Source organism: Klebsiella sp. WP8-S18-ESBL-06 (genome assembly GCF_014169755.1).
GTDB lineage: Bacteria > Pseudomonadota > Gammaproteobacteria > Enterobacterales > Enterobacteriaceae > Kluyvera > Kluyvera ascorbata_B.
Genome location: NZ_AP022256.1, coordinates 2,960,260 through 2,987,005 on the forward strand (window position 1 = coordinate 2,960,260; position 26,746 = coordinate 2,987,005).

Below are 26,746 nucleotides of genomic sequence, written 5' to 3' on the forward strand. Positions count from 1 at the left end.
TTTACTGCGCGGCGGCGTGCAGGAAGGCCTGCACCAGCGGTGCCGGCCGGCCCGCCAGCGCATTGCGCTCATGCTGGAACAGCGTCGCGACAAAGAACGGGTGAGTGACCAGTTCTACCGCGCGAATATCACCATTATCATCCCAACCCGTCACGCGCAGCGGCTGCGCATCAAGCTCGGCGGCGAAGTCGGCGGCAATCCCGTAGTTGCAGTGATACCCTTCTTCGATCGTGTCGCGGCCGTAGGCGCGGGCAATCAGCGTGTTGGCGCGCAGTTCAATGGCATCACTTTTTTCCACCAACGAGCAGGTGAGCGGCGCGATGACCATCCGCCCCTCGCGGTCAGTTTCCGCGTGCGCGGCATCTTCCCAGCCCATCACATTACGCGCGTATTCAACGATCGCATGCTGAAAACCCCCGCAGGTACCCAGAAACGGCAGGCTGTTTTCACGCGCATAGCGCACGGCAGTCAGCGCGCCTTCGGTATTCTGGTACGGGCTGGCAGGCACCAGCCAGAGGGCGTCAAAACCGGCCAGATCGTCAGCGCTTTTCACGTCGCGCGTGGCCAACCAGCAATATTCAACGGGCAGTTCCAGCACCGCGGCAGCATCGTCGATCGCCAGCGGGATCGCCTGATGCGCAATGACATCCGCATTGTAGTCGCCAACGAGGGCAATACGGAGAAGAGGAGTAACGGCGGAGTTTTCCATGATGGGTCCTTATGGGCTGACGTTAACGTACGGCATAAGGAGCCTCAGACTAGCGATGTCTGCGCACAATAGCAATAGCTGACCAGAGAACCCAACCAAAGTTTGTGGTATGGTCAAAAAGGACAAAGGGAGGAAGGATATGATCCAGTGTAAACGCGTATACGAAGACGCTGCACCTGATGATGGCTACCGTGTTCTGGTTGATAGGCTGTGGCCGCGCGGCATCAAAAAGGAAGACCTCATCTACGATGAGTGGTGTAAAACCCTGGCCCCGTCGGCAGAGCTGCGTAAGGCCTTTCACGGAGAAGTGATCGATTTTGCCAGCTTCTGCCAGCACTATCGCGAAGAGCTTTCACACCATCTGGAGGACGGTCGCAGGCTGGCCGACATTGCGCATAATCAGGGCGTTACGTTGGTTTACGCCGCCGCAAACACCGCGCAAAACCACGCGCGCGTGCTCGCCGACTGGCTGAAAAATCTCTGACCTACCGCGCGACGTCAGCCGACGTCGCGTTTACGCTACCCGCACCTCACGCTCACGCGCCGGCAGCATATCGGGCATCAGCGGCATTAAATATTCCGATCGCACAAAGGCAAAACCGTGCAGACCGTCGCCGGCGCTGACGTCACCGGTCACCAGCCACAGCGCGCGCGGCGCGTCGGCAGCCAGTTCAGTCATCACGCCGTTGACAGGATTCAGGCAGCGTTCACCGGGTTGGATGAGAGCGAAAAGCTCAACGCTCTTGCCTATATTGGCACGGCCAGCAACCGTACGGGCACCGATGATCATGGCGGTAGTGCCCGGTTTTAGCGAAAACATACATCACTCGTTAGTCAGAATAATCCTGGTTACGAAGTGTACTGGATGTCACCTTCGCTGTCATTTTTTCTGCGGATGATCGCGACGCCACAGCGCCCATTCTTCGATCGTTTCCCCATCTGGCAGTTTACACAGGCTGAATTGTCCCTTCTCATTAATCTGCGGAATGCTTTCTCCGCCCTTCTGCTGGCAGTAGACGGCAGCAGGATTTGCCATACCGATCTGCGGCGGTAATGGCGCCTCCGGTTGAGCCTGTTTTGCGCAGCCAGCAAGGAACAGCGGCAGCAGTAAAAGATAGCGGGATGACATAATTTTTCCTTATTTTTACGCCGGAGTTTAGCTTTAAACTCCATAATTTCTTCATTTTAACTACACTTTTGATAGGTAAAGTCATTCTCGTTCTCAACTGACCAGAGAACAGAACATTCCATAATCAATGAGTTACTTTGCCCCATCTCCCCCGATGGGGCTTTTTTTTACCCGTCATTCACGGTGCTTCTCGGTAAACACCCCCGTTTTGCCAGCACTATGCTTACCTTTCTGATACAGAATGTATAAAATTCAGGAGATACGATTTCGTTTGAGGATCATACACTATGATCGCTCATACCATTCCAGGGGACCGTTGTTTTCATGTCAGATATTATTCTCGCCAGAGTGTCACAAACGCTTGCTACGGAACAGTCGCTGGAAAGCCTTGTCCGGCAACTGCTTGAAATGCTTGAGTTAGTTACTAATATGGAATCGACCTATCTGACAAAAATTGATACGCAGGCCGACCTGCAGCACATTGTTTATTCGCGCAACAGCGGCGATATGACCATCCCCGAAAACCTGACGGTGCCGTGGGGCGATACGCTATGTAAGCGCGCAATGGACGATCGCTGTTTCTATAGCGACAACGTGCCAGAACGCTGGGCCGACTGCGAAGCGGCAAAAGCGCTGGGTATCACCACCTTCCTCAGTACACCGATTCACCTTACCGATGGTTCGCTCTATGGCACGCTGTGCGCCACCAGCACGCAGCAAAAGCCGCTCAGCTTTAACAGCGAACAGGTGCTGCAGCTGTTTGCCAGCATTATCGCGCGCTATATCGAAAAGGAGTCGCTGGTAACCCAGCTGCAGGAGGCCAACGCGGCGCTGGTCTATCACTCCTATACCGATGCGCTGACCGGTCTGCCTAACCGCCGGGCGGTTTTTGAAAACCTGGAGACGCTGTTTTCACTGGCGCGTCATCTGAACCACGCGGTCATTCTCGCGTTTATCGACCTCGATCGCTTCAAGGAAATTAACGATGTCTACGGTCACCAGGCGGGCGATGAATTTTTACAGCTGGTGGGGCAACGTCTTAGGCACGGCATTTCTGTCGACGATCAGCTCGGCAGACTAGGCGGCGACGAATTTATGGTCGCCACGCTTGAGCGTTCGACCACTCAGCTTGCGCAGTTTACCGAAACGCTGCGCCAGTTGCTGATCGGCGATTATCTGCTGGGTGAGGTGTTGATCCACTATCCTGGCGCCAGCATCGGCGCAGTGCGCGTCGACCCATCGCACATGGACCCGGACAGCGCCCTTCGCGCCGCCGATAGCGCAATGTACGAGGACAAAAAATTTCGCCATCGGCCGCAAATTAGCGCCCAGCGGGTAGGCTAATTACAGTATCATACGCGCTGTTTATAACAGGAATCAGGATGTCACCATGAGATTGGGTATCGCTTTCCCTATCGTTATCTTTGTTATTGCCGTGATCTTTCTGGGCTGGTTTTTTATTGGCGGCTACGCGCTGCCGGGAGGAGCACAATGAGAAAGACCACGATTATCATGCTGATCGTCGCCATCGTCACCGTCGTTGGCGTCCAGCTCGGCTGGTGGTAGCTCGCCAAAGATAAGCCGCGCCCCCGCCGGCTTATCCCCTTTCCCCGCGCCGCTTTTTCATCTGATACATTTCCGCATCCGCCTGCTGAATCGCCTCGTCCAGGCTATCCCGGCACGATGCCACGCCCCATGATACCGACAGCGGCACCGGCGTCCCCTGGACGCTAAATGGCAGCATGGCAATACCGGAAGCTATCCGTTCAGCCACCATATGCGCGTGGGCAACATCCGTACGGCTGAGCAGCACAATAAACTCATCGCCGCCGCTGCGAATGACCCAGTCACCGTTAGCGCGCACTGAATCCAGCATGCGGCCAGCAATCGCCTGTAGCGCAAGGTCGCCCACCTGGTGCCCGTAGCTATCGTTAATTGACTTAAATTTATTACAGTCGAAGAGGATCACCGTCATATACGGCAGCGAGCGTTGCTGAATCACAGAGAAAATATTGCGCGTAAAGCAACCGGTCAACGCGTCGCGATAAAAGCGCAAATCGGCGCGATTAAGGTGGAAGCGAATCAGTATAAACAGCAGTATGAGCAGCACAGGCGCAAGTGCCAGGGTGGTCATCGCCGCAGGATCTTCGCCCAGGAAGGACCAGAAAGGCAGCGCATATTTGATCTCATAACGCGACGACACCGTATGGGTATGATAGTTATCCAGCCAGCTACAGTCATTAACGATACACAGCAATTCGCCCGTACGACGATTCTGAAAACCCAGTATTAATCCGTCCTGCACCCGATTATTGAATGCCTCCTTCAGGGCAGACATCAGCTGGGGTGAAGATAAATCATAAACCAGGTAAGCAACAATATGATTGCTGGCCTCCCCCTCGGAAAGATCGTAAATATAGCTCACCACGCTATAGGCTTTACTGCCCGTAATTTTATCATCATAAAAATCCGTCGAACTGCGCGATTTTTTCAGGACACTGGTCTGTAATACGCGATCGTAAAACGGTTCTGGCTCGGAGAAGAACTTTCGCAGGTTATTAGCCATTTGTGATGTGTCAAAATTAAACGGCACGGAGTCAGAGGCGTTAAACCAGTAAAACCAACTCGCGTCGCTGGCAATAACATAGCGGTGAATGTCTTTGAGGGCTGGATTCAGCGCGTGGCTTTTCTGACGCACGAATTCGGCGGCCAGGTACATGCAGCGGCCACGACGCTCCTGGGTGCGGGCAACCATCGCGCCGCGCTGAAGGTCAAGCGCCTGCGGGTTAGCGTTAATCCCCCATGCGCTACCTCGCGCCTCGAAAATATCGGCCTCGCCACACATCGCATGAGAGCTTATCTGCTGAAAGCGCACGCCCGTCGCATCGGCAATCAGCTCATTATCATTAAACATCTCCGTCATCTGATTTTGCAGAGCGTTAATGCCTTCGTTAACCTGCGACATGGCGCGGGAATAAAGAATGAAAAGCGTTACGCAGATCAAACCCAAGGTCATCAATGCCGATGCCAGCAGCGCCTGTTTCTTACGTAAACTGTCCTGGATAATTCTCACTGGCACCCCGAATGAATGGGCTTTCTTCCTGAAACACGCTCTACGTTAGCATTTTTCGTATTGCGATAAATTTGCATTACGAAGCAGGATCATTCTGGATAACGAAGTGCGCACGCGTGAATTTGATCGTGTCAGGTCTTTATCAAAATGGCAATCAGAATACGGTAAGGCGAGCAGAACGCTCGCCGGAAAGAATTAACGCTGGTTATCAGAGCCTAAAAAGAAAAAACCCAATGGAATTGAAAACAGTAAGGTAAAAATAGAGCTGTAAACCAGCACCATTGCCCCCTGCAGCACAAACATACTTGTGGTCCATTCGGAATACGGCAGGTTGTATTCACTCACCACCCCACCGAAGGTCGCTCGTCCCACCACCACAACGGCAATCGCAAACACCACAAAAGCGGACAACAGGAATTTTTTGCCGTTTGACGTCCGCAGTTTCTCCAGAATCATTGCATCCTCCCGACGCTGACTTCACGATATTTCACCGTATTTGTAACACTAATGAAGCATAAATTGAATATTTATCATTGCAACAAGTGAACAATTAACGGCAAAAAAGAACAAGAATTTAACACCACACGAAAGATGCATTTAAAATACATTTTATTGTGAACAGGCTGGAAAAAATGTGCTTTAATACATTCAACGTATAGGGGGAAAACATGCTACGCATTCCGCAAACTTGTATTCATACCCGTTCCACCCCGTTCTGGAACAAAGACACCGCGCCGGCCGGTATTTTTCAACGTCACCTGGATAAAGGTACGCGACCGGGCGTTTATCCGCGACTGTCGGTCCATCAGGGGGCCGTTCGTTATCTGGGTTTTGCCAGCGAAACCTCACCGGAGCCGGAGAGCGAACTGGTTATCAACGCCGGCCATTTTGGCGTGTTCCCGCCGGAGAAGTGGCATTACATCGAAACGATGACCGACGATACCGTCTTTAACATCGACTTCTTTGTCGAAGCTGATGTGCTGAAATCCCTATAGAACACTATGGTGATGTAGTAAGGAGCCATCCATGTTACGTATTCCTGAAAACTTTGTTCATTCGCGTTCGACCCCGTTCTGGAATAAAGACACCGCGCCGAAAGCCCTGTTCACCCATCACAACACTAAAGCCCACGTTTACGGACGGTTATCCGTGATGCAAGGGGCCGTGCGCTACTTTGGCTTCCCCGACGGCGACGCAACCGAACCCGACGTTGAGGTGGTGATAGAAGCGGGCTCCTTTGGCATTTCACCGCCGCAGAAGTGGCATCGCATTGAGCTGCTCACTGACGACACCTATTTTAATATCGACTTCTTTGCCGATCCTGATGCTACGCTTGAGGGTATTGGCCTGGGCAAAGTGGTTAATTCACATAAGGGGTAACAGCAATGGGTAAGGCAACCTATACGGTGACCGTCACCAACAATAGCAACGGCGTTTCCGTCGATTATGAAACCGAGACGCCGATGGAGCTGTTGGTCCCAGATGTTGCCGCTGACGTGGTTAAAGAGCTGGTCAATACCGTGCGCGCTTATGATACCGAAAACGAGCATGATGTTTGCGGCTGGTAGCGTTCGCATGAAATGAAAAAAGGAGCCTGAAACGGCTCCTTTTTTTTGCTCTCGCCCGGATGGCGTAGGCCATCAATGCAGATTCATACTTTGGTTGCAGCGCCCTAGCGCCCGCGTTTTGCCAGGTTTAAAACAATCACTGGCGGAGGAAAACGCAATGGCCTGGCGACCTTTTCTTTATTTGATCATCAACAAAACACCACACCTTACGCCAGGACGCGGCAAGCTCAGGCTGGTCAGCAGCGTATAGCGGCGCAGGTTTGTCGATTACTCGAAGAAAACGTCTGGGTTATCGGCCAACGACACGAAGCGCTTGCTGTTTTTTTCCAGCGCACGAATTTCGCCGCTCTCAATGTCGTATACCCAGCCATGCAAACGCAGCGCGTTATCGCGCAGGCCTACTGCCACCGACGGATGGGTTTTAATATTATTCAGCTGAGCAATCACGTTCTCTTCAACCATGGCGTTCACTTTATCGGTTTCGTTGTCGAAGGTTTTCTTCTCAACGACCGCTTTCGCCGCATCGGAGTAACGCAGCCAATGGGATACCGCAGGCATAGGCTCCAGGCACTGGCAGGTCGCAATGGCTTTCATGGCACCGCAGTTAGAGTGACCGCAGATAACGATATCCGTGACGCCTAACGCGACAACAGCATATTCGATCGTCGCTGATACGCCGCCCGGCTCCGGGCCAAATGACGGCACGATGTTCCCGGCGTTGCGGATAACAAACAGCTGCCCCGGCTCTTGCTGTGTCACCAGTTCAGGCACCAGACGGCTGTCTGAGCAGGAGATGAACAGTGCTTTTGGATTCTGGCTAGACGCCAGGCTGCGGAAGAGTTCCTTACGCTGAGGGAAAACTTCTTTCTGAAAGTTGAGGAACCCTTCAATGATATGTTGCATAGCAGTATCTCTTTTTCGTTTTTACGCAGGTCATGATTAACATCACATTTTCAGTGTACCACCTGCGCGCAGAAGGAAAAGACCCTTCTGGCATTAACATGCAAGTTACGTACTGGTCATAACCCGGTTACGCCCGGCGCGCTTGGCGGCGTACAGCGCGCTGTCGGCGAAAGAAATACATTCATCGGCGGAGAACACTTTGTCCGACGAACAAAACAAACCTATGCTAATCGTCATTGGCTCCGGAGTCCGATACGCCACGCCCTGCGCCGTTTCCCGCTCTATTTCAACGCGTATTCTTTCGGCAATCCGCGCCGCCACCGTCGGGGGCGTGTCGTGCAGTAGCACCGCGAACTCTTCCCCGCCGATGCGTGCCAGAATATCCTCCTCGCGCACCGCGTTTTTCGCCAGCGCAACCACCGTCTTAATCACCGCATCGCCCGCCGGGTGCCCATAGCGGTCGTTGATACGTTTAAAATGATCAATGTCCATAATCATCAGGCTGATTGGCTTCCTGGAAACCACCAACTGCTGCAGCTCCTGGTAGAAATAGGCGCGGTTATAGATCCCGGTAAGCGGATCGTGAATCGACAACATCGTCGATTTTTTATGCATTTTGAAAATATCGTACAGCAGCACGACAATCACAAAGAAGGTACAAACGACCTCCACGCCGCGGCTAAGGTACCAGACGGGGAAATTGTACTCGTTCAGGTTAAGCAAAATAATATTGCTGAACAGGCTGGAAACACAGAACGCGGCGATGCTGCACCACAGCAAGCTGCGCAGTTGGGTAATCACAATAGTCAGCACCAGGGTCATAAGCCAGGCGGCCACAACGGCAACGCCGTAGTAGGAATTCCAGGCATTGCGGCCATTCGCAAAGCGCGTCCCCATAAGATTAAGTGAAATCTGCGGATTATAGCTGGACAAATTATGCGCAGAGATCGCCATCACCAGGAATATGCAGGCAAGGAGCAGCACCAGCGCTTCATCTTTACCCACAGGCGCAATATTCTGGTTCATTCGACGGGCATAAAACAGCGCAATCAGAAATGACGACATCAGCGTTAGCTGGCGAAACAGATAAAAAATCGCTAAATCATTGGTGATAGCTTTCAATGGAATACACAGCGCAATCATTTCCTGGATAAGAACCAGAACCTCGACCCAATAAATATCCGCACCGAGAAATCCCAGCCCAAGGATGGCGACAAAAAGCAGTTTTCTATTACAGATAAACTGGAAAAACATAAAGAAAAAGATAATTGCATCAAGCAACAGCAGTAGCCCGGAAAAAACCAGGTAATAAATATCGGCAATAAAAATGGTATAGGTAGCCAGATGGCCCGCCAGCATAAACATCGCCACGATAAGCAGGCTGACGGCGGTGAGGCTAAAAATAATTCGTTTACTGACGCAGGAACAGCACAGGCTCATCAATGAGTCCTCCATGACAACTTCTCATGTTATAGTCTGTCGTCACGCCAATGCATATTGCGCTTAATCAATATTTAACTTTATAAATAGCAGGACATCCACTTGCTATTTCTTTGCTAATGTTTTATCAGCCATTTATATGAAGAGAAAAATCATTCACGCGATGAATACTTTAATCACCATCATTAATAAAATGTATTTATATTGGCAAAAAGCGTTCCAAATAAATACCCGCATTAATAGATAAACCGCCTGATACGCTTCACGTCGGAAATAACCGCCCGAAGGCGGTATTGCGATACTACACGTCTGACTCCAGCGCATCCTGGATTGCATCAGCCAGGGTAGCAACCTCTTGTGAGACGTTACGCAGGTCCATCTGCGAACGAATCCCGGCATTCGCAGTGGTGGCAGACACGGCCGCTTTAGCTATCTCTAGCGCAGCCTGAACGGCCAGCAGACGCTTGCGGTTCTCAGCGGCATCAACGCCGGTTGCATCATCAAGATCAAAGTACCCTTCTAACATGGTTATCTCCTTTATAAGTGCTTGCCTAGTGTAGGGGGATAGCCGCGCGCAGGCCACCAAAATCGCCCACCGTCAGCCACATAAGCGCGGCATAACCTGCGCAAACAGACAAAATAACCATCACAAACTATTAGTTTTGCAATTAATCGTCTACACTCATTTCAGGGAATACAGGGATGGTGAATCAATAAAATTAATATAAGAAACAGGGATACAGGGGAGATAAAAATGGAATTGAGCGACACGCTGTGCGAACTTTTTGAGCAAGTCAGGTATAAATCAGATTTCCCGCAGTTCTTAACACAGTTAAAACAAAATGATATTTCGTATTACATTTATTTTGTCGCCACGGGCAATGTCAAAATTGTCACGACCTCTGACTCTTACGTATCCATGAAGAGTGACCGTAGCTTAATTAAAGTCAGCGCGGGCGGCAGCAGCCATTTGGCCAGAATGGCCGCAAAGCGACATTTTACCGGCATCACCCCGTTTGAACAATATTGCCGCGAATTAGCCAGAGCAGGCGTCTTTAAGTGGGTAGTGGATGTGAATGAAGTCAACCGCTCTTACTGGTCGAAAGACAATCAGCTATTACATACCGAGAATATTATTAGTCCCACCTGATAATGACCCATAAAAAACGGGAGAACGCCGGTTACGATCGTCTCCCGTTTCCGCCATCGCAGCAATGGTTAGATTTTAAGCAGCTTTATCGTGGCGTCAATATCGATCTCATCTTCCGAGAAAATCAGCGTCGTCCCCTGGAAGGTCGTGATCGCCAGCTTTTTCAGAGAGCGCATTTCGCCGGGCTTCGCTTCTGATTTCGGGCGGATACTGTTCATCAGCAGGCCAACCGACAGCACCGCATTCTCTTTATCGACACGCGTCTCAGCGGGCACCTCTTCGCTGTAGACCACGAAAGATTTGATTGACGTCAGCTTCAGCTTTTCGCCTGCAATGTAGATGTACTTACTATCCGGTATCACCTTCACCGCATAGGCCGACAGACCTTTATTATTGGTGGTCGGTTCAAAAGTGACGGCTGCATCTTTTTTTATCAGCTCAGGGTTGGCAACCTTAATCACGTGAAAATAGCGGTTGTCGCCATTTTCATCTTTGATAAATCCAAAACCTTTATCTTTAAACCACGTTGTGATTGTTCCGTTCATCGCCGTTACCGCCTGGTTAATCGTTAATCAACTCAATTTTTTGCAGCGCGCAGTGTAATGCACAATGCGCGCGCAGACTATGTCTTTGGGTTAAGTGTGGATGATAATTTTCTGACGGGCGAGCGTGTAATTCGCCAGCCGAGGGAAAATTGGGTATCATCCGCTTCCACTCTCCAGCCGTGCAGCCTGATGTCTACCATTCTCGATACCTTTATTGCGCCACCCTGCGATAAGCAGATTGAAATACGCTATCAGGACGAATACCTGGTGATTATCAATAAACCCAGTGGGCTGCTCAGCCTGTCGGGGAAGAATCCGTTAAATTTTGATTCCGTACACTACCGTCTGACGCAGCGCTTTCCGGGCTGTACCCTGGTGCATCGCCTGGATTTCGGGACCTCCGGGCTGATGGTGGTGGCGCGAAATAAGGCCATCAACGCGGCGCTCAGCCAGCGGACGGTCAGCAAGGCCTACAGCGCTCTGCTCTGCGGGCACCTGAGCCATGACGAGGGGCTGATTGACGCACCCATCGCCAAAGACCCGGCACGTTTTCCCCTGATGTCGATTTCCACCGCCAACGGTAAGCCCGCGCGCTCGCGCTATCGCGTGCTGTCGCGTTTCTGCCAGGAGCAGGAAAACGGCAGCGCGCTGCCGCTCACCCGGGTACATCTGCTGCCGGAAACCGGGCGTACCCATCAGCTCCGTATCCACTGCCAGCTGCTGGGCCACCCGATACTAGGCTGCGATCTGTATGGCGGCCTTCTGCTTCCAGGCACCGAACGGACGCCGCGGCTGATGCTGCACGCCAGCGAGCTGCGTTTTGTCCATCCCGTCACTTTGGAACATATCAACGCCCACTGCGCGAGCCCGTTTTGATGGGCAATGCGTTACCACATCAGATCGTCAGGGATTTTAAAATCAGCGTACGGATCGTCTTCATCCTGCACATCCTGACTTAGCGCACTGTGCAGTACGATGCTGCTGGTATCACGCTGGGCAATTTTATCCGCGACAATCGCCGGAATGATCGCATACTCACTTTCCCCAGCCGCATTCGTCGCCAGGCGTGCAATCGCCAGACGGCCGTTAATCAGCTGAGTCTGTGTCGGTTTATCCACCACCAGCTTTTTGATCACGTTATTATCGGTGAAGTTAAAGTTGATATCCCCCCTGGCAATAGTGATGCGGTTCATCTCAATCAGTTGCTTCACCTGCGCTTTATACTCTTTAGACAGCGTCGCCTGCTTTTGCTGTTCGCTCAGTTGCTTATCGCGCTCCAGCTGGGCCTTTTTATTCTCTTCCACCGCTTCTCTGGCCTCACGAGCCTGAACGCGCGACTTTTTAGCCGTTCTTTGTACTTTGGCCATTTTCTTGCTGGTGACGAGCCCGGCTTTTAGCATCTGCTCTTGTAAGGTCAGTTTGGTCATCGTTGTTTTAAACTCATTGAAAAATTTAGTCCGATTATAGCCGCAATGACCACCGCGAAGCCAGTTGGCGGAGCCGCTAAGCGCGTATCGCGAGATGTATAAAAAATAATCATTGCTCAGATATGCTTCGATCCGCTAAAGTCACTGCGTTTTACGGTTGATGCCAATAACATCATCCGAAGACGCCGTTGACGATCCGATGTTTGTTGAAATGAGGTATACCGTGAAAGTATTTCCGCTGATTGCCCTGCCAGTTGTCTGGGCAATGAGTTTTAGCGTTTTTTCCGCTGATGCCCCGGCCAGCGCCGATGAGAGCACCGCAGAAGCATTAAAGGATCTCGACCGCACTCTGCCTAAGTTAGCCCCCGTGACCTTCACCGCCGCTGATGAAAAACACAAGGTTCTGGTGTTCATCGATAATCAGTGTTCTTTCTGCTCGCAGGTTGTAAAAAACATCAAGAGCTACAACGATGCCGGGCTGACAATGTCATTCCTGACCGTCGCACCGCCTTCCATCCGTGATTCCGTGATTGAAGATATGGGGCGAGTGTGGTGTGCCGATGACCGTAAAAAAAGCCTGCAAGGCGCAATGGCGGGCTTTTTGCCCAATAATGGCACCAGTACCTCCTGCTCGGACGAAGTGGTGCAACAGTCGGCCTTAGCCGAACGCCTGGGGATTCAGTTGACCCCAACGATGATCGTGCTGGATAACCCGCCAAAGGTCATTCTGGGCAGCGCCAAGCCGGATGCCATTCTGGATAAAATAGCCGGCAAAGCCCTGTAACCCGCAGGCGCCTGAGATAACCCCGCACGGCGGTAATCCCGCGAGGTTAAGCATTATGGCGCCGATAGATTCATCATAATCGCGCGGTAGGCCGGATAAGGCGTTGACGCCGCCATCCGGCAATCAAGTACAGGCTGCCGGATGGCGCTTCGCTTATCCGGCCTACCACCCGCTAAAACCTGCATTGCCGTACAGCGTTTTTTGCGCAAACCCTGGCCGATACGCTCGCTGATATTGACACCACCACGCCTCCGATATATATACTGTTATTATATACAGTAAGATGGAGTGTTAGCATGTTTGTGGAACTGGTGTATGACAAACGGAATTTTGAAGGGTTGCCCGGCGCAAAAGAGATTATCCTGTCAGAGCTCAGCAAAAGAGTTCATAACCTCTTTCCCGATGCCGACGTTCGCGTAAAGCCGATGATGACGCTGCCCGCCATTAACACTGACGCCAGCAAGCACGAAAAAGAACAAATCAGCCGCGTCGTCACGGAAATGTTTGAGGAAGCTGAATTCTGGTTGGTCAGCGAGTAAGCGCGTTATTCACCGATAAAAAAAACGGGAACCATCAGGCTCCCGTTTCACACTAACCCAGAATCTGGATTACATGTTTGAGATGATCGCGTCACCAAACTCTGAACATTTCAGCAGTTTAGCGCCTTCCATCAGACGTTCGAAGTCATAGGTCACGGTCTTGTTGTTGATCGCACCTTCCATACCTTTAACGATCAGGTCAGCCGCTTCGAACCATTCCATATGACGCAGCATCATTTCTGCGGACAGGATGATAGAACCTGGGTTCACTTTGTCCTGGCCTGCGTACTTCGGTGCTGTACCGTGGGTTGCTTCGAACAGTGCGCATTCGTCACCGATGTTCGCGCCCGGTGCAATACCGATACCGCCAACCTGCGCCGCCAGGGCGTCAGAGATGTAGTCGCCGTTCAGGTTCATACAGGCGATCACGTCGTATTCTGCCGGACGCAGCAGAATCTGCTGCAGGAACGCATCGGCAATCACATCTTTAATGATGATTTCTTTACCGGTGTTCGGGTTCTTGATTTTCTGCCACGGGCCGCCGTCGATGAGTTCGCCGCCGAATTCGTCGCGAATCAGCTGGTAGCCCCAGTCTTTGAACGCGCCTTCGGTGAACTTCATGATGTTGCCTTTGTGCACCAGGGTCAGGGAGTCACGGTCGTTGGTGATCGCGTATTCGATCGCCGCACGTACCAGACGCTTGGTCCCTTCTTCGGAACACGGTTTAATGCCGATACCGCAATGTTCCGGGAAACGAATTTTCTTCACGCCCATCTCTTCGCGCAGGAATTTAATCACTTTCTCAGCGTCTGCGGAGTCAGCTTTCCATTCGATACCCGCGTAGATGTCTTCGGAGTTTTCACGGAAGATAACCATATCGGTCAGTTCTGGATGTTTCACCGGGCTAGGTGTGCCCTGGTAGTAACGCACCGGGCGCAGACACACGTACAGGTCGAGTTCCTGACGCAGCGCAACGTTCAGAGAACGGATACCGCCGCCAACTGGCGTGGTCAGAGGGCCTTTGATAGCAACGCGGTAATCGCGGATGAGATCCAGCGTCTCTGCTGGCAGCCATACGTCCTGGCCGTAGATCTGAGTGGATTTTTCCCCGGTGTAAATTTCCATCCAGGAAATTTTACGCTCGCCTTTGTAGGCTTTTTCAACAGCGGCATCAACCACTTTCAGCATTGCCGGAGTCACGTCAACGCCGATACCGTCGCCTTCAATAAATGGGATAATCGGATTGTGTGGCACATTCAGCTTGCCGTCTTTCAGGGTGATTTTTTGACCTTCCGCCGGAACAACTACTTTGCTTTCCATTCACCTCTCCTTCGAGCGCTACTGGTGTGCTCGTCATCCTTTACGCCACAGGTTCTTGCCGCTACTACGCCCACTCCACTTAGTCTGGAGATGCACTGTCTTACCGTCTTCCTGCAACACAAAGAGTTAGAGCATTTTTGTTAATGTTTTGTAATAAGCCTGTCAATACTACCTGATTGTTTGGCGCCATGAAAGACTCTCGTTCTTAGGCTATAATGCGCGAATCTATAAAGCCTGAAAATACTATGATTAAAACTTCTTTTAGAAAACACCGGGTTGAGCGATTCAGCTCAAAACAAGCCGCTAAGCCGCGCCGGGATAACCAACCAAAACGCGTCATACTGTTCAATAAACCCTATGATGTTTTGCCGCAATTTACCGATGAAGCGGGCCGCAGCACGCTGAAAGATTTTATTCCCGTGCAAAATGTGTACGCCGCCGGACGCCTTGACCGCGACAGTGAAGGGTTGCTGGTGTTAACAAATGACGGCGCGCTGCAGGCCAGGCTCACCCAGCCGGGTAAGCGGACGGGAAAAATTTACTATGTACAGGTAGAAGGCGAGCCTGGCGAAGAGGCGATGCAGGCGCTGCGCGACGGCGTCACGCTCAACGACGGCCCGACGCTGCCGGCCGGTATCGAACGCGTTGAGGCTCCGGAGTGGCTGTGGCCGCGTAACCCGCCGATCCGCGAGCGTAAGTCTATTCCCACTGCCTGGCTCAAAGTGACGCTTTATGAAGGCCGTAATCGTCAGGTAAGGCGGATGACCGCTCACGTGGGCTACCCGACGCTGCGGTTAATTCGTTACGCGATGGGTGGCTACACGCTGGACAACCTCGGCAACGGCGAATGGCGTGATGCCAGCGGCGAGCGCGAATAGCGCTCGCCTGGCGTGAGCGGTCAGGAAATATCAGGAACGATGATACTTTTGTATTTTTCGAGTACCGGTGAATTGATATCCGAGGCGTTCTTCAACTGCCACAGGTTGCGGGTGATCCCGTCATTGACCAGATAAATGACGCCGGTTTCAATGGCCGACATCAGGCACAGCATGACCGGTTCATTCACCGTGTAGCCCACTTCCCCTTCAAGCAGACGCTGATAGTCGATATAGCGGAAGACGCCCGCCTGGAACTCGTAGGACAGAATCGTTTTACTGGTATTCACCGAGGAAAGTACTTCGCCGGTGCTCACGTTGACGACCCTCAGGTTGACGGCAATCTGATCGAGCTGGTACTGCGTGCTGGCGCCAATACCAAAGTAACGCGCCCCCGCCCCGCCCGATTTCACATTACTTTCATAACCGATGATCGAACCTTCAATCAGGATATTAGCCGCCACCAGCGACGGCAGCTGACCGCGGTTATTTTCTGCGACGGTACCGTTTTCCTGCGCGGCGCGAATAATTTTGCGCTCATTGAGCAGGTTTTGCAGCCCCTGACGTTCCAGCGGCGTAAACCAGTTGGAATCTTTCAGCGCCGAAACCAGCATCGCGGTGGCACTCTGCGGGACAGAGGTTGAAAAGTTACTCGCCGGGTAAGGTTTAAACTGCCCGGTTTCATCCTGGATATTATAAACTGAGACAAACAGTTTACCCTGCGGTGGCGGCAGATGCGTTAAGTCCTGATAGCTCTGCGAGCGCGGCAACAGCGTTGGTTTTGCAGCCTGTTTAGGGGGAGAGGTAATGCAGCCCGTAAGCATCGACAGGCTAATTAAAATGACCACTACGCCGGTTATATTTTTCATCTCAGCATCCCGCCACTGATTAATTTGTTGAAACACTGCTCAGGCCGCTGACCTGAATAGAGGACGATTTCCCGGTAGAGCGGTCAAGGATGTTCATCATCAGCTGACCGTCGGTATTGGTGATATCAACAATAAAGTCTTTAGTGACCAGCCGCCCCGGTTTACCGGTAGAGAGGTTGCCCATCAGGCTACCGAGCAGCTGCGACTGGATAGCTGAAGTGAAATTATCAAGTGTTGAACTTGATGACGAAGTACTCCAGTCGTAAGCATTGGGATCTTTATATGAGTTTTGCGCATTCGCCTCCGAGAGCAGAAAAGAACCATTATTGGGGTTGCCGCCAAAATTAGGGTTAACAAACTGGAAGGTCAGGTTCCCCGCCTGGGCTGTGGTAGATAAAAAACCAATACCAAGAATTAAAGAAAGCACTTTCATCGTACGCTCCTAGAACTCATCTTTGGTTAAGTCGCCAGTATTTAATAAAGCTTTATTAATGGCGCGCTTCTGCAAAGCCTCATACACGGAAGCTAATGCGACATTAACTTGTTTATCAAAGTCATTTTTACTTGGAAATAAAAACGTCTGATACAGCAAATCTTGATCGACCTTGATCGTTATCCAGCTGCCCCAGCGGGCACTGGGGCGTTCATTAATCGTAATCGAACCCGGGTACTCTTCCTCCCAATGGTCGGTAAACTCCCGATAAAAATCGTGGCCCACACGGGTGATCGTATTATCCGTCACCAGCCCCGGCACCTCTATTTCTGCTGCAGCGGTGACGCGTACTGCCAGCAGCATTATTAATGTTACCGTTATCACTATCAGTTTTTTCATGATTAGCGTCTAAGGTTTTCGTTAGCCCAGGTAACAGCCTGCGTTCTATTTTTTACAGATATCTTGCGAAAAAGATTATATAAATGTGTCTTCACGGTATTCTCGCTAATAAATAACAGGCGGGCAATTTCAACATTCGAGGCACCCATTCGCAGCTTATTAAGAATATCCTTTTCGCGCTGCGTCAACCCGCTGGTATCGTCATGGTACCGGTAACTGCCCGACTGATTAATAAGATAGCTGGTGAGATCGTGAGGAAAATGGCAACCCCCGTTCATCACGTTGCGAATGCCACCCACTAAGGTTTGCTCATCGACGGAAAGATGAAACACTGCGCTAATACCAAACCATGACTCTACTTCATGAAAGTGATAGTCCTCTGGCATATTAATGAGCAAAACTTTCACTTTTTCACGTAATCGTCGTAGTTCACTTTGCCAGAGTAAGGTCCTTTTTTTATCCGACTCACTAAGATCAAAAAGAACCAGAACGCGCTCGGCGTCAGTCTGCTCGAGCATTTTTTGAATATTCTGAATTCTGACATTAATTGGTAATGATGTTTTGAGTTGATGAACCAGGGCAGTGGCCTGCAATGACGGCCTGGTTATTAACAGCAAAATATCGTTATGTACCGGTTCAGTTTCTTTCGGCATTATGAAACCCCATCCCGCTTGCTGCTCGGAACGCGATCTCTTTCTGCTATGCACACAATATGCATACGCAGAAAGAGTCGCCGTTCTGTGTAGTTGCTGATTTAATAAGTATGACAATTAATAAGTATGACAATAAAGGGTATTAAGCACAGAATGTGCGCTTGTTTCCTAAGTGCTGCAATACTGTTCAATCTAGACATTGGCATTTTAATCGCAAGGGTTATTTGTGTTTCAAAATGTAACAATAACATGTCAGGTTATTACGAAGAAATACACTATTGGTTATGATTTATATAAAGAAAATAATTTTATCTTTTCCCATAGCGCCTGAGCCAACATGCGTATTTACACTTCAGTCTATTCAAGGTATGCCATCTTCTGCCGACAATGCCGCTAAATAGCTGCGCGGAATAGTAGATCACTGAAAGGGAACTCAGCCCGGATTGCGCGATCTGATCATTCGCCAAACCAACCAAAACCACCAACCGGACTGAGCGATGCCGATCATAGCACCAATACCCCGTGGCGAACGACGCCTGATGCAGAAAGCTATTCATAAAACGCGCGATAAAAATCATGCCCGCAGACTCACGGCCATGCTGATGCTTCATCGGGGTGAACGGGTCAGCGATGTTGCCAGAACTCTCTGTTGTGCCCGTTCATCCGTTGGTCGCTGGATTAACTGGTTTACGCACTCAGGTATTGAAGGCCTGAAATCCTTACCCGCAGGGCGCTCCCGACGCTGGCCTTTTGAACATATCTGCACCCTGTTACGTGAGCTGATAAAGCATTCTCCCGGCGATTTTGGTTATCAACGTTCACGCTGGAGCACCGAATTACTGGCAATAAAAATCAATGAGATAACCGGTTGCCAGTTACATGCAGGAACCGTTCGCCGCTGGTTGCCATCTGCGGGGCTTGTATGGCGCAGGGCCGCGCCAACTCTGCGCATCCGTGACCCACATAAAGATGAAAAGATGGCGGTAATCCACAAAGCGCTGGATGAATGCAACGCAGAGCATCCGGTATTTTATGAAGATGAAGTGGATATTCACCTTAATCCTAAAATCGGTGCGGACTGGCAGTTGCGCGGACAGCAGAAACGGGTAGTGACGCCGGGGCAGAACGAAAAATACTATCTGGCCGGCGCACTGCACAGTGGCACGGGTAAAGTCAGCTACGTGGGCGGCAACAGCAAAAGTTCAGCGCTGTTTATCGCTCTGCTGAAGCACCTGAAAGCCACTTACCGGCGGGCGAAAACAATCACGCTGATCGTTGATAACTACATTATCCATAAAAGCCGCGAAACACAGCGCTGGTTGAAAGCAAATCCCAAGTTCAGGGTAATTTACCAGCCGGTTTACTCGCCGTGGGTGAATCATGTGGAACGGCTATGGCAGGCACTTCATGACACGATAACCCGTAATCATCAGTGCCGCTCAATGTGGCAGTTACTGAAAAAGGTCCGCCATTTTATGGAAACCGCCAGCCCATTCCCCGGAGGAAAACATGGTCAGGCAAAAGTGTAGCGGTATTAGGCGCAGCTATTTAGCTGTAAACTTTCTATTCCATCATTTAGCTTATGGAAGAATAATTTAGCTTAGGCCGTAAAGCGCTAAATACTGTTGTGCTATCGCGGCAGCCCGCTCCGTTTGCATCCGCCTGGTGACGCCGCTGCCAGCCTGTCTCATTCCTGAATCCTCATACTATCGACTGACGCTCATTTTCAAAATACGTAATCCAGGCGAAAACAATGATTATTTCTGTCGAACATACTCAATCCATAAATCAGCGACTGCCGCACTCCGTAAGCGGACGAAGCTATCGCTGGTTTAACTCCTGACTTTAACCGTCGGTTAAATCAAGGTGCCATTATGAAACAGTGGTTCTTATTAATACCCTTATTGGGCTGTTCATATCTGGCTACTGCGGGAGGCGATCTGGCGGGCTCTGAGTTTTCAGGGTTAAGTCAATATCGTCAGAACTACGATATGGTAGCAATTACTGGCCAACATGGCAGCGGTAATAACGCGTCTATTAACCAGTCAGGCTCGCATATTTATGGTTCTATTTCTCAGGTGGGTGGGTATAACAACGCGATATTAAATCAAAATGGTTTTAATAATCGCGCTGCAATAGCGCAATACGGTAATGGTAATAACGCTACGGTAAGCCAATCAGGGACGAATAATTCTGCAGAGGTCGTGCAGGCAGGATCGGCGAACCAGGCGGATATTACGCAAACTGGTTTTGATAACTCTGCAAAAATTGTCAGCAAAGGCGTTGGCAATATTACGCAGATTAATCAAACAGGCACAAGCCGCGGCGCGGCCGTTGTGCAAAATTCGGCAGGAATGGCAATTCGCATTACCCAAAATTAGCGTTTTAACTGATTGACCAATCTCTAAACCTATGGGGTATCTTAATGAAAACGTGGAAAATTGTTATTTTGTCAACACTGTTAGCATCGGGTGTCGCTGTGGCAAGTGAAGATGGCAAAGGCGGTGGTAGTTGGCCTGGTAATGGTAATGGCGGCGGCGGTGGCAGCGGCGTCACGCTTCCGGATATCCCGACAATTACGGGCAAAGCCCCTATCGTCCCGCAAAGCGGCAAATGGGATCAGGCCATTCATATTTACCAGCCGGGAAACGGTAACTTCTCCCAGGCCGATCAGGCGAGCTCATCCGGCTCCGTCATTGATGTCCATCAGTACGGCAGTTATGGCAGTTCTATCGTCAACCAGGCTGCGACCAAAAGCGCTGTCTTCGTAAACCAATATGGTTCGGGTAACCAATCTTCGGCGACGCAGAAAGGTACCACTAGTTCTATCAGCGTCACTCAAAAAGGCGCAAACAACATCTCTTCTGCGACACAGCAATCGGGTGGTCAGGGTAACGCCATTGTGGTGTCACAAGATGGCACTGGCAATAATTCCGGCGTTAAACAATCTGGCACCAGTAACTCAAGCTCTGTAGTACAGAGCGGCAACTACAACCTCTCTGATATTGTCCAGGCGGGCAGCAAAAGTATTGTTGATGTACAGCAGTCTGTCGGCAACAACAAGTCTTACGTGAATCAGAGCGCTAATGATTCGGCTATTTTAGTGTCTCAGACCAACGCGGGTAACTTCAGCAGCGTCGGTCAGACGCATAACAATGCGGTGACCTACGTTCAGCAATCCGGTTCAGGTAACATTTCGTACGTTAATCAGAACTAACCCCTACAGCCGGATGAATTTTTCATCCGGCTGTCTTTCGCTCAATGACGAGGACTTCTATGCACCTCCTGCTTATCGCCGCCGCGCTCAGCAACCAACTGTGGTTTGAAACCCAACAGCAGGATAACGCGCTGGTTGTCACACCGATGGCGACGCTGACAAACGATTGCAGCTGCCAGATGACGATTAACGTGATTCATCAGGGGCAGTCCGGGCAAAGCAACAGCAGCCAAAGCGGCAGCGTCGTGATAAAAGGTCAGCATCCGCAGCCGCTGGCCAGCATGATGCTGGATATTCCCCACGGCGAATGGACACAAATCACCGTCACCCTCAGCGACAGTAAAGGCGTTATTTTGCAGCAAAGCTGGAGTTCGCCGACGAAGGTTTGATTTTCCCCTCCCCTTCTTTATATCCTTATCCTCTTTCTTGCCCGATAAGGATGCCGCATGTTTAAACCTCACGTTACCGTCGCCTGCGTGGTTCACGCCGAAGGCAAATTTTTGCTGGTAGAAGAAACCATCAATGGCAAAGTGCTGTGGAATCAGCCTGCCGGCCATCTGGAAGCCGACGAAACCCTGATACAGGCCGCCGAGCGCGAGCTGTGGGAAGAGACCGGCATTCGCGCAACGCCGCAGCATTTTGTGCGTCTGCATCAGTGGCTGGCACCCGACCACACGCCGTTTCTGCGCTTTCTTTTCGTCATTGAACTTGCCGAAATGTGCGCCACTGAACCGCACGATAGCGATATCGATCGCTGCCTGTGGCTCAGCGCCGAAGAGATCCTCAATGCCAAAAACCTCCGGTCTGCGCTGGTTGCCGAAAGCATCCGCTGCTATCAGCAGGACGAGCGCTATCCGCTGTCGTTGATCGGTGCATTTAACTGGCCGTTTACCGAGGGTGCCAAGTAACAGGCTGCGTGCTAGAATATGCCGCCTTGAAGTCCAATGTCGTGAGTATTCCAATGTCAGAAAGCCAGAAAAAAGTGATCGTCGGCATGTCCGGCGGTGTTGATTCCTCCGTTTCCGCCTACCTGTTGCAACAACAGGGCTATAAGGTGGAGGGCCTGTTCATGAAGAACTGGGAGGAAGACGACGGCGAGGAATACTGCACTGCCGCCGCCGACCTTGCCGATGCGCAAGCGGTATGCGATAAGCTCGGCATTGAGCTGCACACCGTTAACTTTGCCGCCGAATACTGGGACAACGTATTTGAGCTCTTCCTGGAAGAGTACAAAGCGGGCCGCACGCCCAACCCGGATATCCTGTGCAACAAAGAGATCAAATTCAAAGCCTTCCTCGAGTTTGCCGCAGAAGATCTCGGCGCCGACTACATTGCCACCGGCCACTACGTGCGCCGCGCCGATGTTAACGGCAAGAGCCAGCTGCTGCGCGGCCTCGATGGCAACAAAGACCAGAGCTACTTCCTTTATACGCTGAGCCACGAACAGATCGCGCAAAGCCTGTTCCCGGTCGGCGAACTGGAAAAGCCGCAGGTGCGTAAAATCGCCGAAGAGCTGGATCTCATCACCGCGAAGAAAAAAGACTCCACCGGTATCTGCTTTATCGGCGAGCGTAAATTCCGCGAGTTCCTCGGCCGCTACCTGCCCGCACAGCCGGGTAAAATTATCACCGTCGATGGCGAAGAGATCGGTACTCATCAGGGGCTGATGTATCACACGCTGGGCCAGCGCAAAGGTTTGGGCATCGGAGGCACCAAAGAAGGCAGCGAAGATCCGTGGTACGTGGTGGATAAAGACGTTGAGAACAACATTCTGGTTGTCGCTCAGGGTCACGATCATCCGCGCCTGATGTCCGTGGGGCTGATTGCCCAGCAGCTGCATTGGGTGGATCGCGAACCGGTCACCGGCACCTTCCGCTGCACCGTGAAGACCCGCTACCGCCAGACGGATATCCCGTGCACCGTCACCGCGCTGGATGCAGAACGTATTGAGGTTCGCTTTGATGAACCTGTTGCCGCTGTTACCCCTGGCCAGTCCGCCGTGTTCTATCGCGGTGAAGTCTGCCTCGGCGGCGGCGTGATTGAGCAGCGCCTGCCGCTGCCTGTGGAATAAAGCCCTCCCCGAGCAGGGCATAACGTAGTCTGCCTGGCGTCGCGCCGTCGGGCAGCGCAACAAGGAGTTAGCGTGGCGAAGAATTACTATGACATCACCCTGGCGCTGGCGGGAATTTGCCAGTCCGCCCGTCTGGTGCAGCAGTTGGCCCATCAGGGGCACTGCGACGGCGACGCGTTACACGTTTCGCTCAACAGCGTCATCGACCTTAACCCAGACTCCGCGCTGGGTGTGTTTGGTGGCAGCGAAGCCTATCTTCGTCTCGGCCTTGAAACCTTACTCGGCGTGCTGAACGCCAGCAGCCGCCAGGGGCTGAACGCCGAGCTGACTCGCTATACGCTCAGCCTGATGGTGCTCGAGCGCAAGCTTGCCGCCGCCAAAGGCGCAATGGACACGCTGGGCAACCGCATCAGCGGCCTGCAGCGTCAGCTCGACCATTTTGATTTGCAGTCCGATACGCTGCTCAGCGCCATGGCAGGTATCTATGTGGACGTCATCAGCCCACTCGGCCCGCGTATTCAGGTGACTGGCTCCCCTGCAGTGCTGCAAAGCCCGCAGGTGCAGGCCAAAGTCCGTGCTTCGCTGCTGGCGGGGATCCGCTCGGCGGTGCTGTGGCACCAGGTCGGCGGCGGACGTCTGCAGCTCATGTTTTCTCGTAATCGCCTGACCACTCAGGCAAAACAAATTCTCGCTCATTTAACCCCGGAGTTGTGATCTATGGAATTATCCTCACTGACCGCCGTTTCCCCTGTCGATGGACGCTACGGCGATAAAGTCAGCGCGCTGCGCGGGATTTTCAGCGAATATGGTTTGCTGAAATTCCGTGTACAAGTCGAAGTACGCTGGCTGCAGAAGCTGGCCGCACACGCAGCCGTCAAGGAAGTTCCTGCTTTTGCTGCCGACGCAAACGGTTACCTTGATAGCATCGTGGCTAACTTCTCTGAAGAAGACGCCGCGCGCATTAAAACTATCGAGCGCACCACCAACCACGACGTCAAGGCGGTTGAGTATTTCCTGAAAGAGAAAGTCGCGTCGGTGCCTGAGCTGCACGCCGTGTCTGAGTTTATTCACTTTGCCTGCACCTCCGAAGACATCAACAACCTGTCCCACGCGCTGATGCTGAAAACCGCGCGCGAAGAAGTGGTGCTGCCGTACTGGCGTAAAATTATTGATGCCATTAAAGACCTGGCGGTGCAGTATCGTGATATCCCGCTGCTCTCCCGTACCCACGGTCAGCCCGCTACGCCGTCCACCATCGGCAAAGAAATGGCCAACGTCGCGTACCGTATGGAGCGTCAGTTCCGTCAGCTGGGCCAGGTAGAAATTCTGGGCAAAATCAACGGTGCGGTAGGTAACTACAATGCCCACATCGCCGCATACCCGGACGTTGACTGGCACCAGTTCAGCGAAGAGTTCGTGACCTCGCTGGGCATTCAGTGGAACCCGTACACCACCCAGATTGAGCCACACGACTATATTGCCGAGCTGTTTGACTGCATCGCGCGCTTCAACACCATCCTGATCGACTTCGATCGCGACGTGTGGGGCTACATTGCGCTGAACCACTTCAAGCAGAAAACCATCGCTGGCGAGATTGGTTCTTCCACCATGCCGCATAAGGTCAACCCAATCGACTTCGAAAACTCCGAAGGCAACCTGGGCCTGTCGAACGCGGTGCTGCAGCATCTGGCGAGCAAACTGCCGGTATCTCGCTGGCAGCGCGATCTGACCGACTCCACCGTGCTGCGTAACCTGGGCGTGGGTATCGGCTACGCGCTGATCGCCTACCAGTCTACGCTGAAGGGCGTGAGCAAGCTGGAAGTGAACCGCGACCGTCTGCTCGACGAGCTGGATCACAACTGGGAAGTACTGGCCGAGCCTATCCAGACCGTTATGCGTCGCTACGGCATCGAGAAGCCGTACGAGAAGCTGAAAGAACTGACCCGCGGCAAACGCGTTGACGCTGAAGGCATGAAACAGTTCATCGACGGCCTTGCGCTGCCGGAAGAAGAGAAAACCCGCCTCAAGGCGATGACACCGGCTAACTATATCGGCCGCGCCATCACCATGGTCGACGAGCTGAAATAATCCCGTCTCCTCCTCTCCTTCTTTCCGAAGGAGAGGACATCTACTGCCATTTCAGAAATATCCATTTCCATCTCGACATAATCAGCGCGAAGCAAAGCCAATACCAACAAAATCGTTTAAAATCAAATAGATATAAATAAACTATATGCCTATTGCAGCGGGCAGAATAAGGCCGGACATTTATTACCCTTTACCCTCCCCCTGAATGGCCTTTTGTCCTCGTAATGTTCAAATATATGTTTACATCGCAGATGTTTTCTGGGAAGGAGAGATACGCTGATACCAAAGGACCTGGCCCATTAATATCCTGTAACAGAAGCATCGATAGTTTCCGCATGAAAATAGCCAATAAACCTATAAATAATAAGGATATCACAATACAATCTTATTTTTACGGTGCCCATGGTGTTGTACCGAACAAACTCAGAGGACTTATCTGAATGAACCTTACTACACTAGCTACAATATATTTAATTTGTGCCATTTGCTTTTTTTTCACACTCCAATTGACCTTATCAAAAGCAACTATATTGGAGGAGCGAACGACTAATCTTGAAATGGCATGTTATGTATTGATTGCCTTACTCTGGCCAATAGAATCTGTTATCATTTTTATTGCTTTTTTGTTACTTGGCCCGCTCATTTACCTATTCAGGCATGCGCGCCGAACTACCCGACAATACCATTAGAACACGACTGTTTCCCTGAATAACGCAGGGTGGCGGCGCTATTAGCTAGCAGTACCGTCACCCATCACAATATTTATTCAACTATCTGATTACAATGCACTTTGTTGCACCACATTAGACTTCACGTTATAGAAATAAATGTAAAGTGTATTGCTTTCATCAATAGCTACGGACAGTTATTGCGGACATGAAAATACGACTAAAATGCATTCCCTATCATTTGTTAATGTAGCGTAAATCATAATGATACTGGCTATGTTTTGACAACAGAGCCGTTAGGATTTATGCCGTAATAAATAGTGTGAGAGGGACTATCGTCAGCACCTCAGATTTACCGCTCCCAGAACAGTATTGCTAATGTATCCGCCAACATAAGCAATCTCGTACGACTTGTGCCAGTTCCTGCATCAATAATTAAACCATCGACTGTCGCCATTGCATATAATGCTGCATAGCCACTCATATTTTTCCATTTTGAGACAATTCTAGAAAAAGATAAATCTGTCAGCGTCGTTATTCAGGAAGCTGGAATCTATCCCCACTTGTCAGGCAAGCGCAGTCGCGCTAGCTACGTAGCATGAACGCTACGGCGACTATGGTCGCAGCAAGATGAATATTGGTACGTTTTTCTGCAGGCAATGGCTCTCGCGGCTTACGGCTCTTCACGGGTTGTCAATAGCAGCCATAGCCAACACATTACGCAGAATCAATGGCGATCGCGAATCCGCTCAAAATCCAGCCGTGCGCCCTCAACCGCCAATAAACAAATGTCTGATTTATCAAAAATGCTTAAGCTGGCGAATCAAAGTCAGCTTATAGTTCATGCTCACCAGGAAAGCGCGGCCGGAATAACATTCTCGGAAAG

Annotated in this window: 34 protein-coding genes; 19 read left to right on the plus strand and 15 right to left on the minus strand. The window is 51.3% G+C overall.

The window, feature by feature from the left end; translation table 11 throughout:
* Position 1: 1 nt before the first annotated feature.
* Positions 2–709 (minus strand): CTP synthase C-terminal region-related (seleno)protein, encoded by a 708-nt coding sequence (locus H7R76_RS14190; protein ID WP_106926458.1) that lies wholly within the window; start codon positions 707–709, stop codon positions 2–4.
* A gap of 139 nt (positions 710–848) precedes the next feature.
* Here H7R76_RS14190 and H7R76_RS14195 point away from each other — a divergent pair, with 139 nt between their 5' ends.
* On the plus strand, positions 849–1,193 hold the full coding sequence (locus H7R76_RS14195) for a DUF488 domain-containing protein (protein WP_106926456.1): 345 nt from the start codon (positions 849–851) through the stop codon (positions 1,191–1,193).
* Between the two features lie 30 nt (positions 1,194–1,223).
* Here the strand turns inward: H7R76_RS14195 and H7R76_RS14200 are convergent, their stop codons facing one another.
* Positions 1,224–1,529 (minus strand): hypothetical protein, encoded by a 306-nt coding sequence (locus H7R76_RS14200; protein WP_182965581.1) that lies wholly within the window; start codon positions 1,527–1,529, stop codon positions 1,224–1,226.
* A gap of 60 nt (positions 1,530–1,589) precedes the next feature.
* Positions 1,590–1,838: a putative hemolysin gene (locus H7R76_RS14205; RefSeq protein ID WP_182965583.1), complete on the minus strand. Its 249-nt coding sequence runs from the start codon at positions 1,836–1,838 to the stop codon at positions 1,590–1,592.
* Positions 1,839–2,162: 324 nt separating this feature from the next.
* Between H7R76_RS14205 and H7R76_RS14210 the strand changes: the two genes are divergently transcribed.
* Positions 2,163–3,182 carry a sensor domain-containing diguanylate cyclase gene (locus H7R76_RS14210; RefSeq protein ID WP_106926449.1) on the plus strand — a complete coding sequence of 340 codons (1,020 nt, stop codon included), beginning with the start codon at positions 2,163–2,165 and terminating at the stop codon, positions 3,180–3,182.
* A 46-nt stretch (positions 3,183–3,228) separates the two neighbouring features.
* Complete coding sequence (locus H7R76_RS14215) at positions 3,229–3,333, plus strand: YoaK family small membrane protein (RefSeq protein WP_106926447.1); 105 nt, start codon at positions 3,229–3,231, stop codon at positions 3,331–3,333.
* Positions 3,334–3,435: 102 nt separating this feature from the next.
* On the opposite strand, the gene H7R76_RS14220 is transcribed toward H7R76_RS14215, so the two are convergent.
* Together H7R76_RS14220 and H7R76_RS14225 are read right to left on the minus strand one after the other, a co-directional pair.
* A complete protein-coding gene (locus tag H7R76_RS14220) occupies positions 3,436–4,911 on the minus strand; it encodes a GGDEF domain-containing protein (protein ID WP_182929077.1) in 1,476 nt (491 codons plus the stop codon).
* 195 nt (positions 4,912–5,106) lie between these two features.
* On the minus strand, positions 5,107–5,367 hold the full coding sequence (locus H7R76_RS14225) for a DUF2534 family protein (RefSeq protein WP_106926443.1): 261 nt from the start codon (positions 5,365–5,367) through the stop codon (positions 5,107–5,109).
* A gap of 212 nt (positions 5,368–5,579) precedes the next feature.
* Here H7R76_RS14225 and H7R76_RS14230 point away from each other — a divergent pair, with 212 nt between their 5' ends.
* Genes H7R76_RS14230 through H7R76_RS14240 form a run of 3 tightly spaced genes read left to right on the plus strand, consistent with a single transcriptional unit; the run spans position 5,580 to position 6,479 of the window.
* The gene (locus H7R76_RS14230) at positions 5,580–5,906 is read left to right on the plus strand and encodes a TehB family protein (protein ID WP_106926441.1); all 327 of its coding nucleotides are present in this window, start codon (positions 5,580–5,582) and stop codon (positions 5,904–5,906) included.
* 31 nt (positions 5,907–5,937) lie between these two features.
* Complete coding sequence (locus tag H7R76_RS14235) at positions 5,938–6,291, plus strand: TehB family protein (protein ID WP_106926439.1); 354 nt, start codon at positions 5,938–5,940, stop codon at positions 6,289–6,291.
* A gap of 5 nt (positions 6,292–6,296) precedes the next feature.
* Complete coding sequence (locus H7R76_RS14240) at positions 6,297–6,479, plus strand: DUF1869 domain-containing protein (RefSeq protein ID WP_106926437.1); 183 nt, start codon at positions 6,297–6,299, stop codon at positions 6,477–6,479.
* A 267-nt stretch (positions 6,480–6,746) separates the two neighbouring features.
* Here H7R76_RS14240 and H7R76_RS14245 read toward each other — a convergent pair whose 3' ends face one another.
* From H7R76_RS14245 to H7R76_RS14255, 3 genes are all read right to left on the minus strand, one after another.
* Positions 6,747–7,382: a carbonic anhydrase gene (locus H7R76_RS14245; RefSeq protein WP_182929078.1), complete on the minus strand. Its 636-nt coding sequence runs from the start codon at positions 7,380–7,382 to the stop codon at positions 6,747–6,749.
* Between the two features lie 105 nt (positions 7,383–7,487).
* Entirely contained in the window at positions 7,488–8,837 is a 1,350-nt protein-coding gene (locus tag H7R76_RS14250; protein WP_182965585.1) for a GGDEF domain-containing protein, read from the minus strand.
* Between the two features lie 286 nt (positions 8,838–9,123).
* Complete coding sequence (locus H7R76_RS14255; protein ID WP_106926431.1) at positions 9,124–9,348, minus strand: hypothetical protein; 225 nt, start codon at positions 9,346–9,348, stop codon at positions 9,124–9,126.
* Positions 9,349–9,576: 228 nt separating this feature from the next.
* On the opposite strand from H7R76_RS14255, the gene H7R76_RS14260 reads away from it, so the two are divergent.
* The gene (locus H7R76_RS14260; RefSeq protein WP_106926429.1) at positions 9,577–9,972 is read left to right on the plus strand and encodes a DUF1398 family protein; all 396 of its coding nucleotides are present in this window, start codon (positions 9,577–9,579) and stop codon (positions 9,970–9,972) included.
* Between the two features lie 68 nt (positions 9,973–10,040).
* Here H7R76_RS14260 and H7R76_RS14265 read toward each other — a convergent pair whose 3' ends face one another.
* A complete protein-coding gene (locus H7R76_RS14265; protein ID WP_106926427.1) occupies positions 10,041–10,517 on the minus strand; it encodes a cold-shock protein in 477 nt (158 codons plus the stop codon).
* Positions 10,518–10,706: 189 nt separating this feature from the next.
* Between H7R76_RS14265 and H7R76_RS14270 the strand changes: the two genes are divergently transcribed.
* Entirely contained in the window at positions 10,707–11,393 is a 687-nt protein-coding gene (locus H7R76_RS14270) for an RluA family pseudouridine synthase (protein WP_182967991.1), read from the plus strand.
* A gap of 11 nt (positions 11,394–11,404) precedes the next feature.
* Here H7R76_RS14270 and H7R76_RS14275 read toward each other — a convergent pair whose 3' ends face one another.
* Entirely contained in the window at positions 11,405–11,944 is a 540-nt protein-coding gene (locus tag H7R76_RS14275) for a DUF2058 domain-containing protein (protein WP_106926423.1), read from the minus strand.
* A gap of 223 nt (positions 11,945–12,167) precedes the next feature.
* Here H7R76_RS14275 and H7R76_RS14280 point away from each other — a divergent pair, with 223 nt between their 5' ends.
* Both H7R76_RS14280 and H7R76_RS14285 read left to right on the plus strand, forming a co-directional pair.
* Positions 12,168–12,728, plus strand: coding sequence for a thioredoxin fold domain-containing protein (locus tag H7R76_RS14280; RefSeq protein WP_227673906.1), 561 nt, complete (start codon positions 12,168–12,170; stop codon positions 12,726–12,728).
* Between the two features lie 296 nt (positions 12,729–13,024).
* Complete coding sequence (locus tag H7R76_RS14285; RefSeq protein ID WP_106926421.1) at positions 13,025–13,267, plus strand: DinI-like family protein; 243 nt, start codon at positions 13,025–13,027, stop codon at positions 13,265–13,267.
* Between the two features lie 69 nt (positions 13,268–13,336).
* On the opposite strand, the gene icd is transcribed toward H7R76_RS14285, so the two are convergent.
* Positions 13,337–14,587 (minus strand): NADP-dependent isocitrate dehydrogenase, encoded by a 1,251-nt coding sequence (gene icd, locus H7R76_RS14290; protein ID WP_106926419.1) that lies wholly within the window; start codon positions 14,585–14,587, stop codon positions 13,337–13,339.
* A gap of 215 nt (positions 14,588–14,802) precedes the next feature.
* On the opposite strand from icd, the gene rluE reads away from it, so the two are divergent.
* Positions 14,803–15,465 carry a 23S rRNA pseudouridine(2457) synthase RluE gene (gene rluE / locus H7R76_RS14295; RefSeq protein WP_106926417.1) on the plus strand — a complete coding sequence of 221 codons (663 nt, stop codon included), beginning with the start codon at positions 14,803–14,805 and terminating at the stop codon, positions 15,463–15,465.
* Between the two features lie 20 nt (positions 15,466–15,485).
* On the opposite strand, the gene csgG is transcribed toward rluE, so the two are convergent.
* Genes csgG through csgD form a run of 4 tightly spaced genes read right to left on the minus strand, consistent with a single transcriptional unit; the run spans position 15,486 to position 17,816 of the window.
* Positions 15,486–16,331: a curli production assembly/transport protein CsgG gene (gene csgG, locus H7R76_RS14300; RefSeq protein WP_106926415.1), complete on the minus strand. Its 846-nt coding sequence runs from the start codon at positions 16,329–16,331 to the stop codon at positions 15,486–15,488.
* Positions 16,332–16,350: 19 nt separating this feature from the next.
* The gene (gene csgF, locus H7R76_RS14305; protein ID WP_106926413.1) at positions 16,351–16,764 is read right to left on the minus strand and encodes a curli production assembly/transport protein CsgF; all 414 of its coding nucleotides are present in this window, start codon (positions 16,762–16,764) and stop codon (positions 16,351–16,353) included.
* A 9-nt stretch (positions 16,765–16,773) separates the two neighbouring features.
* Positions 16,774–17,163: a curli production assembly/transport protein CsgE gene (gene csgE, locus H7R76_RS14310; RefSeq protein WP_106926411.1), complete on the minus strand. Its 390-nt coding sequence runs from the start codon at positions 17,161–17,163 to the stop codon at positions 16,774–16,776.
* Positions 17,164–17,165: 2 nt separating this feature from the next.
* The gene (gene csgD, locus H7R76_RS14315; RefSeq protein ID WP_106926409.1) at positions 17,166–17,816 is read right to left on the minus strand and encodes a biofilm master transcriptional regulator CsgD; all 651 of its coding nucleotides are present in this window, start codon (positions 17,814–17,816) and stop codon (positions 17,166–17,168) included.
* 497 nt (positions 17,817–18,313) lie between these two features.
* Between csgD and H7R76_RS14320 the strand changes: the two genes are divergently transcribed.
* The 8 genes from H7R76_RS14320 to purB all read left to right on the plus strand — a co-directional run bounded on the left by H7R76_RS14320 (position 18,314) and on the right by purB (position 25,192).
* On the plus strand, positions 18,314–19,345 hold the full coding sequence (locus H7R76_RS14320; protein WP_003033020.1) for an IS630-like element ISEc33 family transposase: 1,032 nt from the start codon (positions 18,314–18,316) through the stop codon (positions 19,343–19,345).
* A 345-nt stretch (positions 19,346–19,690) separates the two neighbouring features.
* Positions 19,691–20,197, plus strand: coding sequence for a curlin (locus H7R76_RS14325; RefSeq protein WP_106926407.1), 507 nt, complete (start codon positions 19,691–19,693; stop codon positions 20,195–20,197).
* A 44-nt stretch (positions 20,198–20,241) separates the two neighbouring features.
* The gene (locus H7R76_RS14330; RefSeq protein ID WP_106926405.1) at positions 20,242–21,033 is read left to right on the plus strand and encodes a hypothetical protein; all 792 of its coding nucleotides are present in this window, start codon (positions 20,242–20,244) and stop codon (positions 21,031–21,033) included.
* 59 nt (positions 21,034–21,092) lie between these two features.
* Positions 21,093–21,422 (plus strand): curli assembly chaperone CsgC, encoded by a 330-nt coding sequence (gene csgC / locus H7R76_RS14335; RefSeq protein WP_181357989.1) that lies wholly within the window; start codon positions 21,093–21,095, stop codon positions 21,420–21,422.
* Positions 21,423–21,479: 57 nt separating this feature from the next.
* Entirely contained in the window at positions 21,480–21,941 is a 462-nt protein-coding gene (locus H7R76_RS14340) for an NUDIX hydrolase (protein WP_182965587.1), read from the plus strand.
* Between the two features lie 53 nt (positions 21,942–21,994).
* Positions 21,995–23,104, plus strand: coding sequence for a tRNA 2-thiouridine(34) synthase MnmA (mnmA, locus tag H7R76_RS14345; protein WP_146145712.1), 1,110 nt, complete (start codon positions 21,995–21,997; stop codon positions 23,102–23,104).
* A 72-nt stretch (positions 23,105–23,176) separates the two neighbouring features.
* Positions 23,177–23,818: a high frequency lysogenization protein HflD gene (hflD, locus tag H7R76_RS14350; RefSeq protein WP_182965589.1), complete on the plus strand. Its 642-nt coding sequence runs from the start codon at positions 23,177–23,179 to the stop codon at positions 23,816–23,818.
* A gap of 3 nt (positions 23,819–23,821) precedes the next feature.
* The gene (gene purB, locus H7R76_RS14355) at positions 23,822–25,192 is read left to right on the plus strand and encodes an adenylosuccinate lyase (RefSeq protein ID WP_182929083.1); all 1,371 of its coding nucleotides are present in this window, start codon (positions 23,822–23,824) and stop codon (positions 25,190–25,192) included.
* Positions 25,193–26,746 lie beyond the last annotated feature (1,554 nt).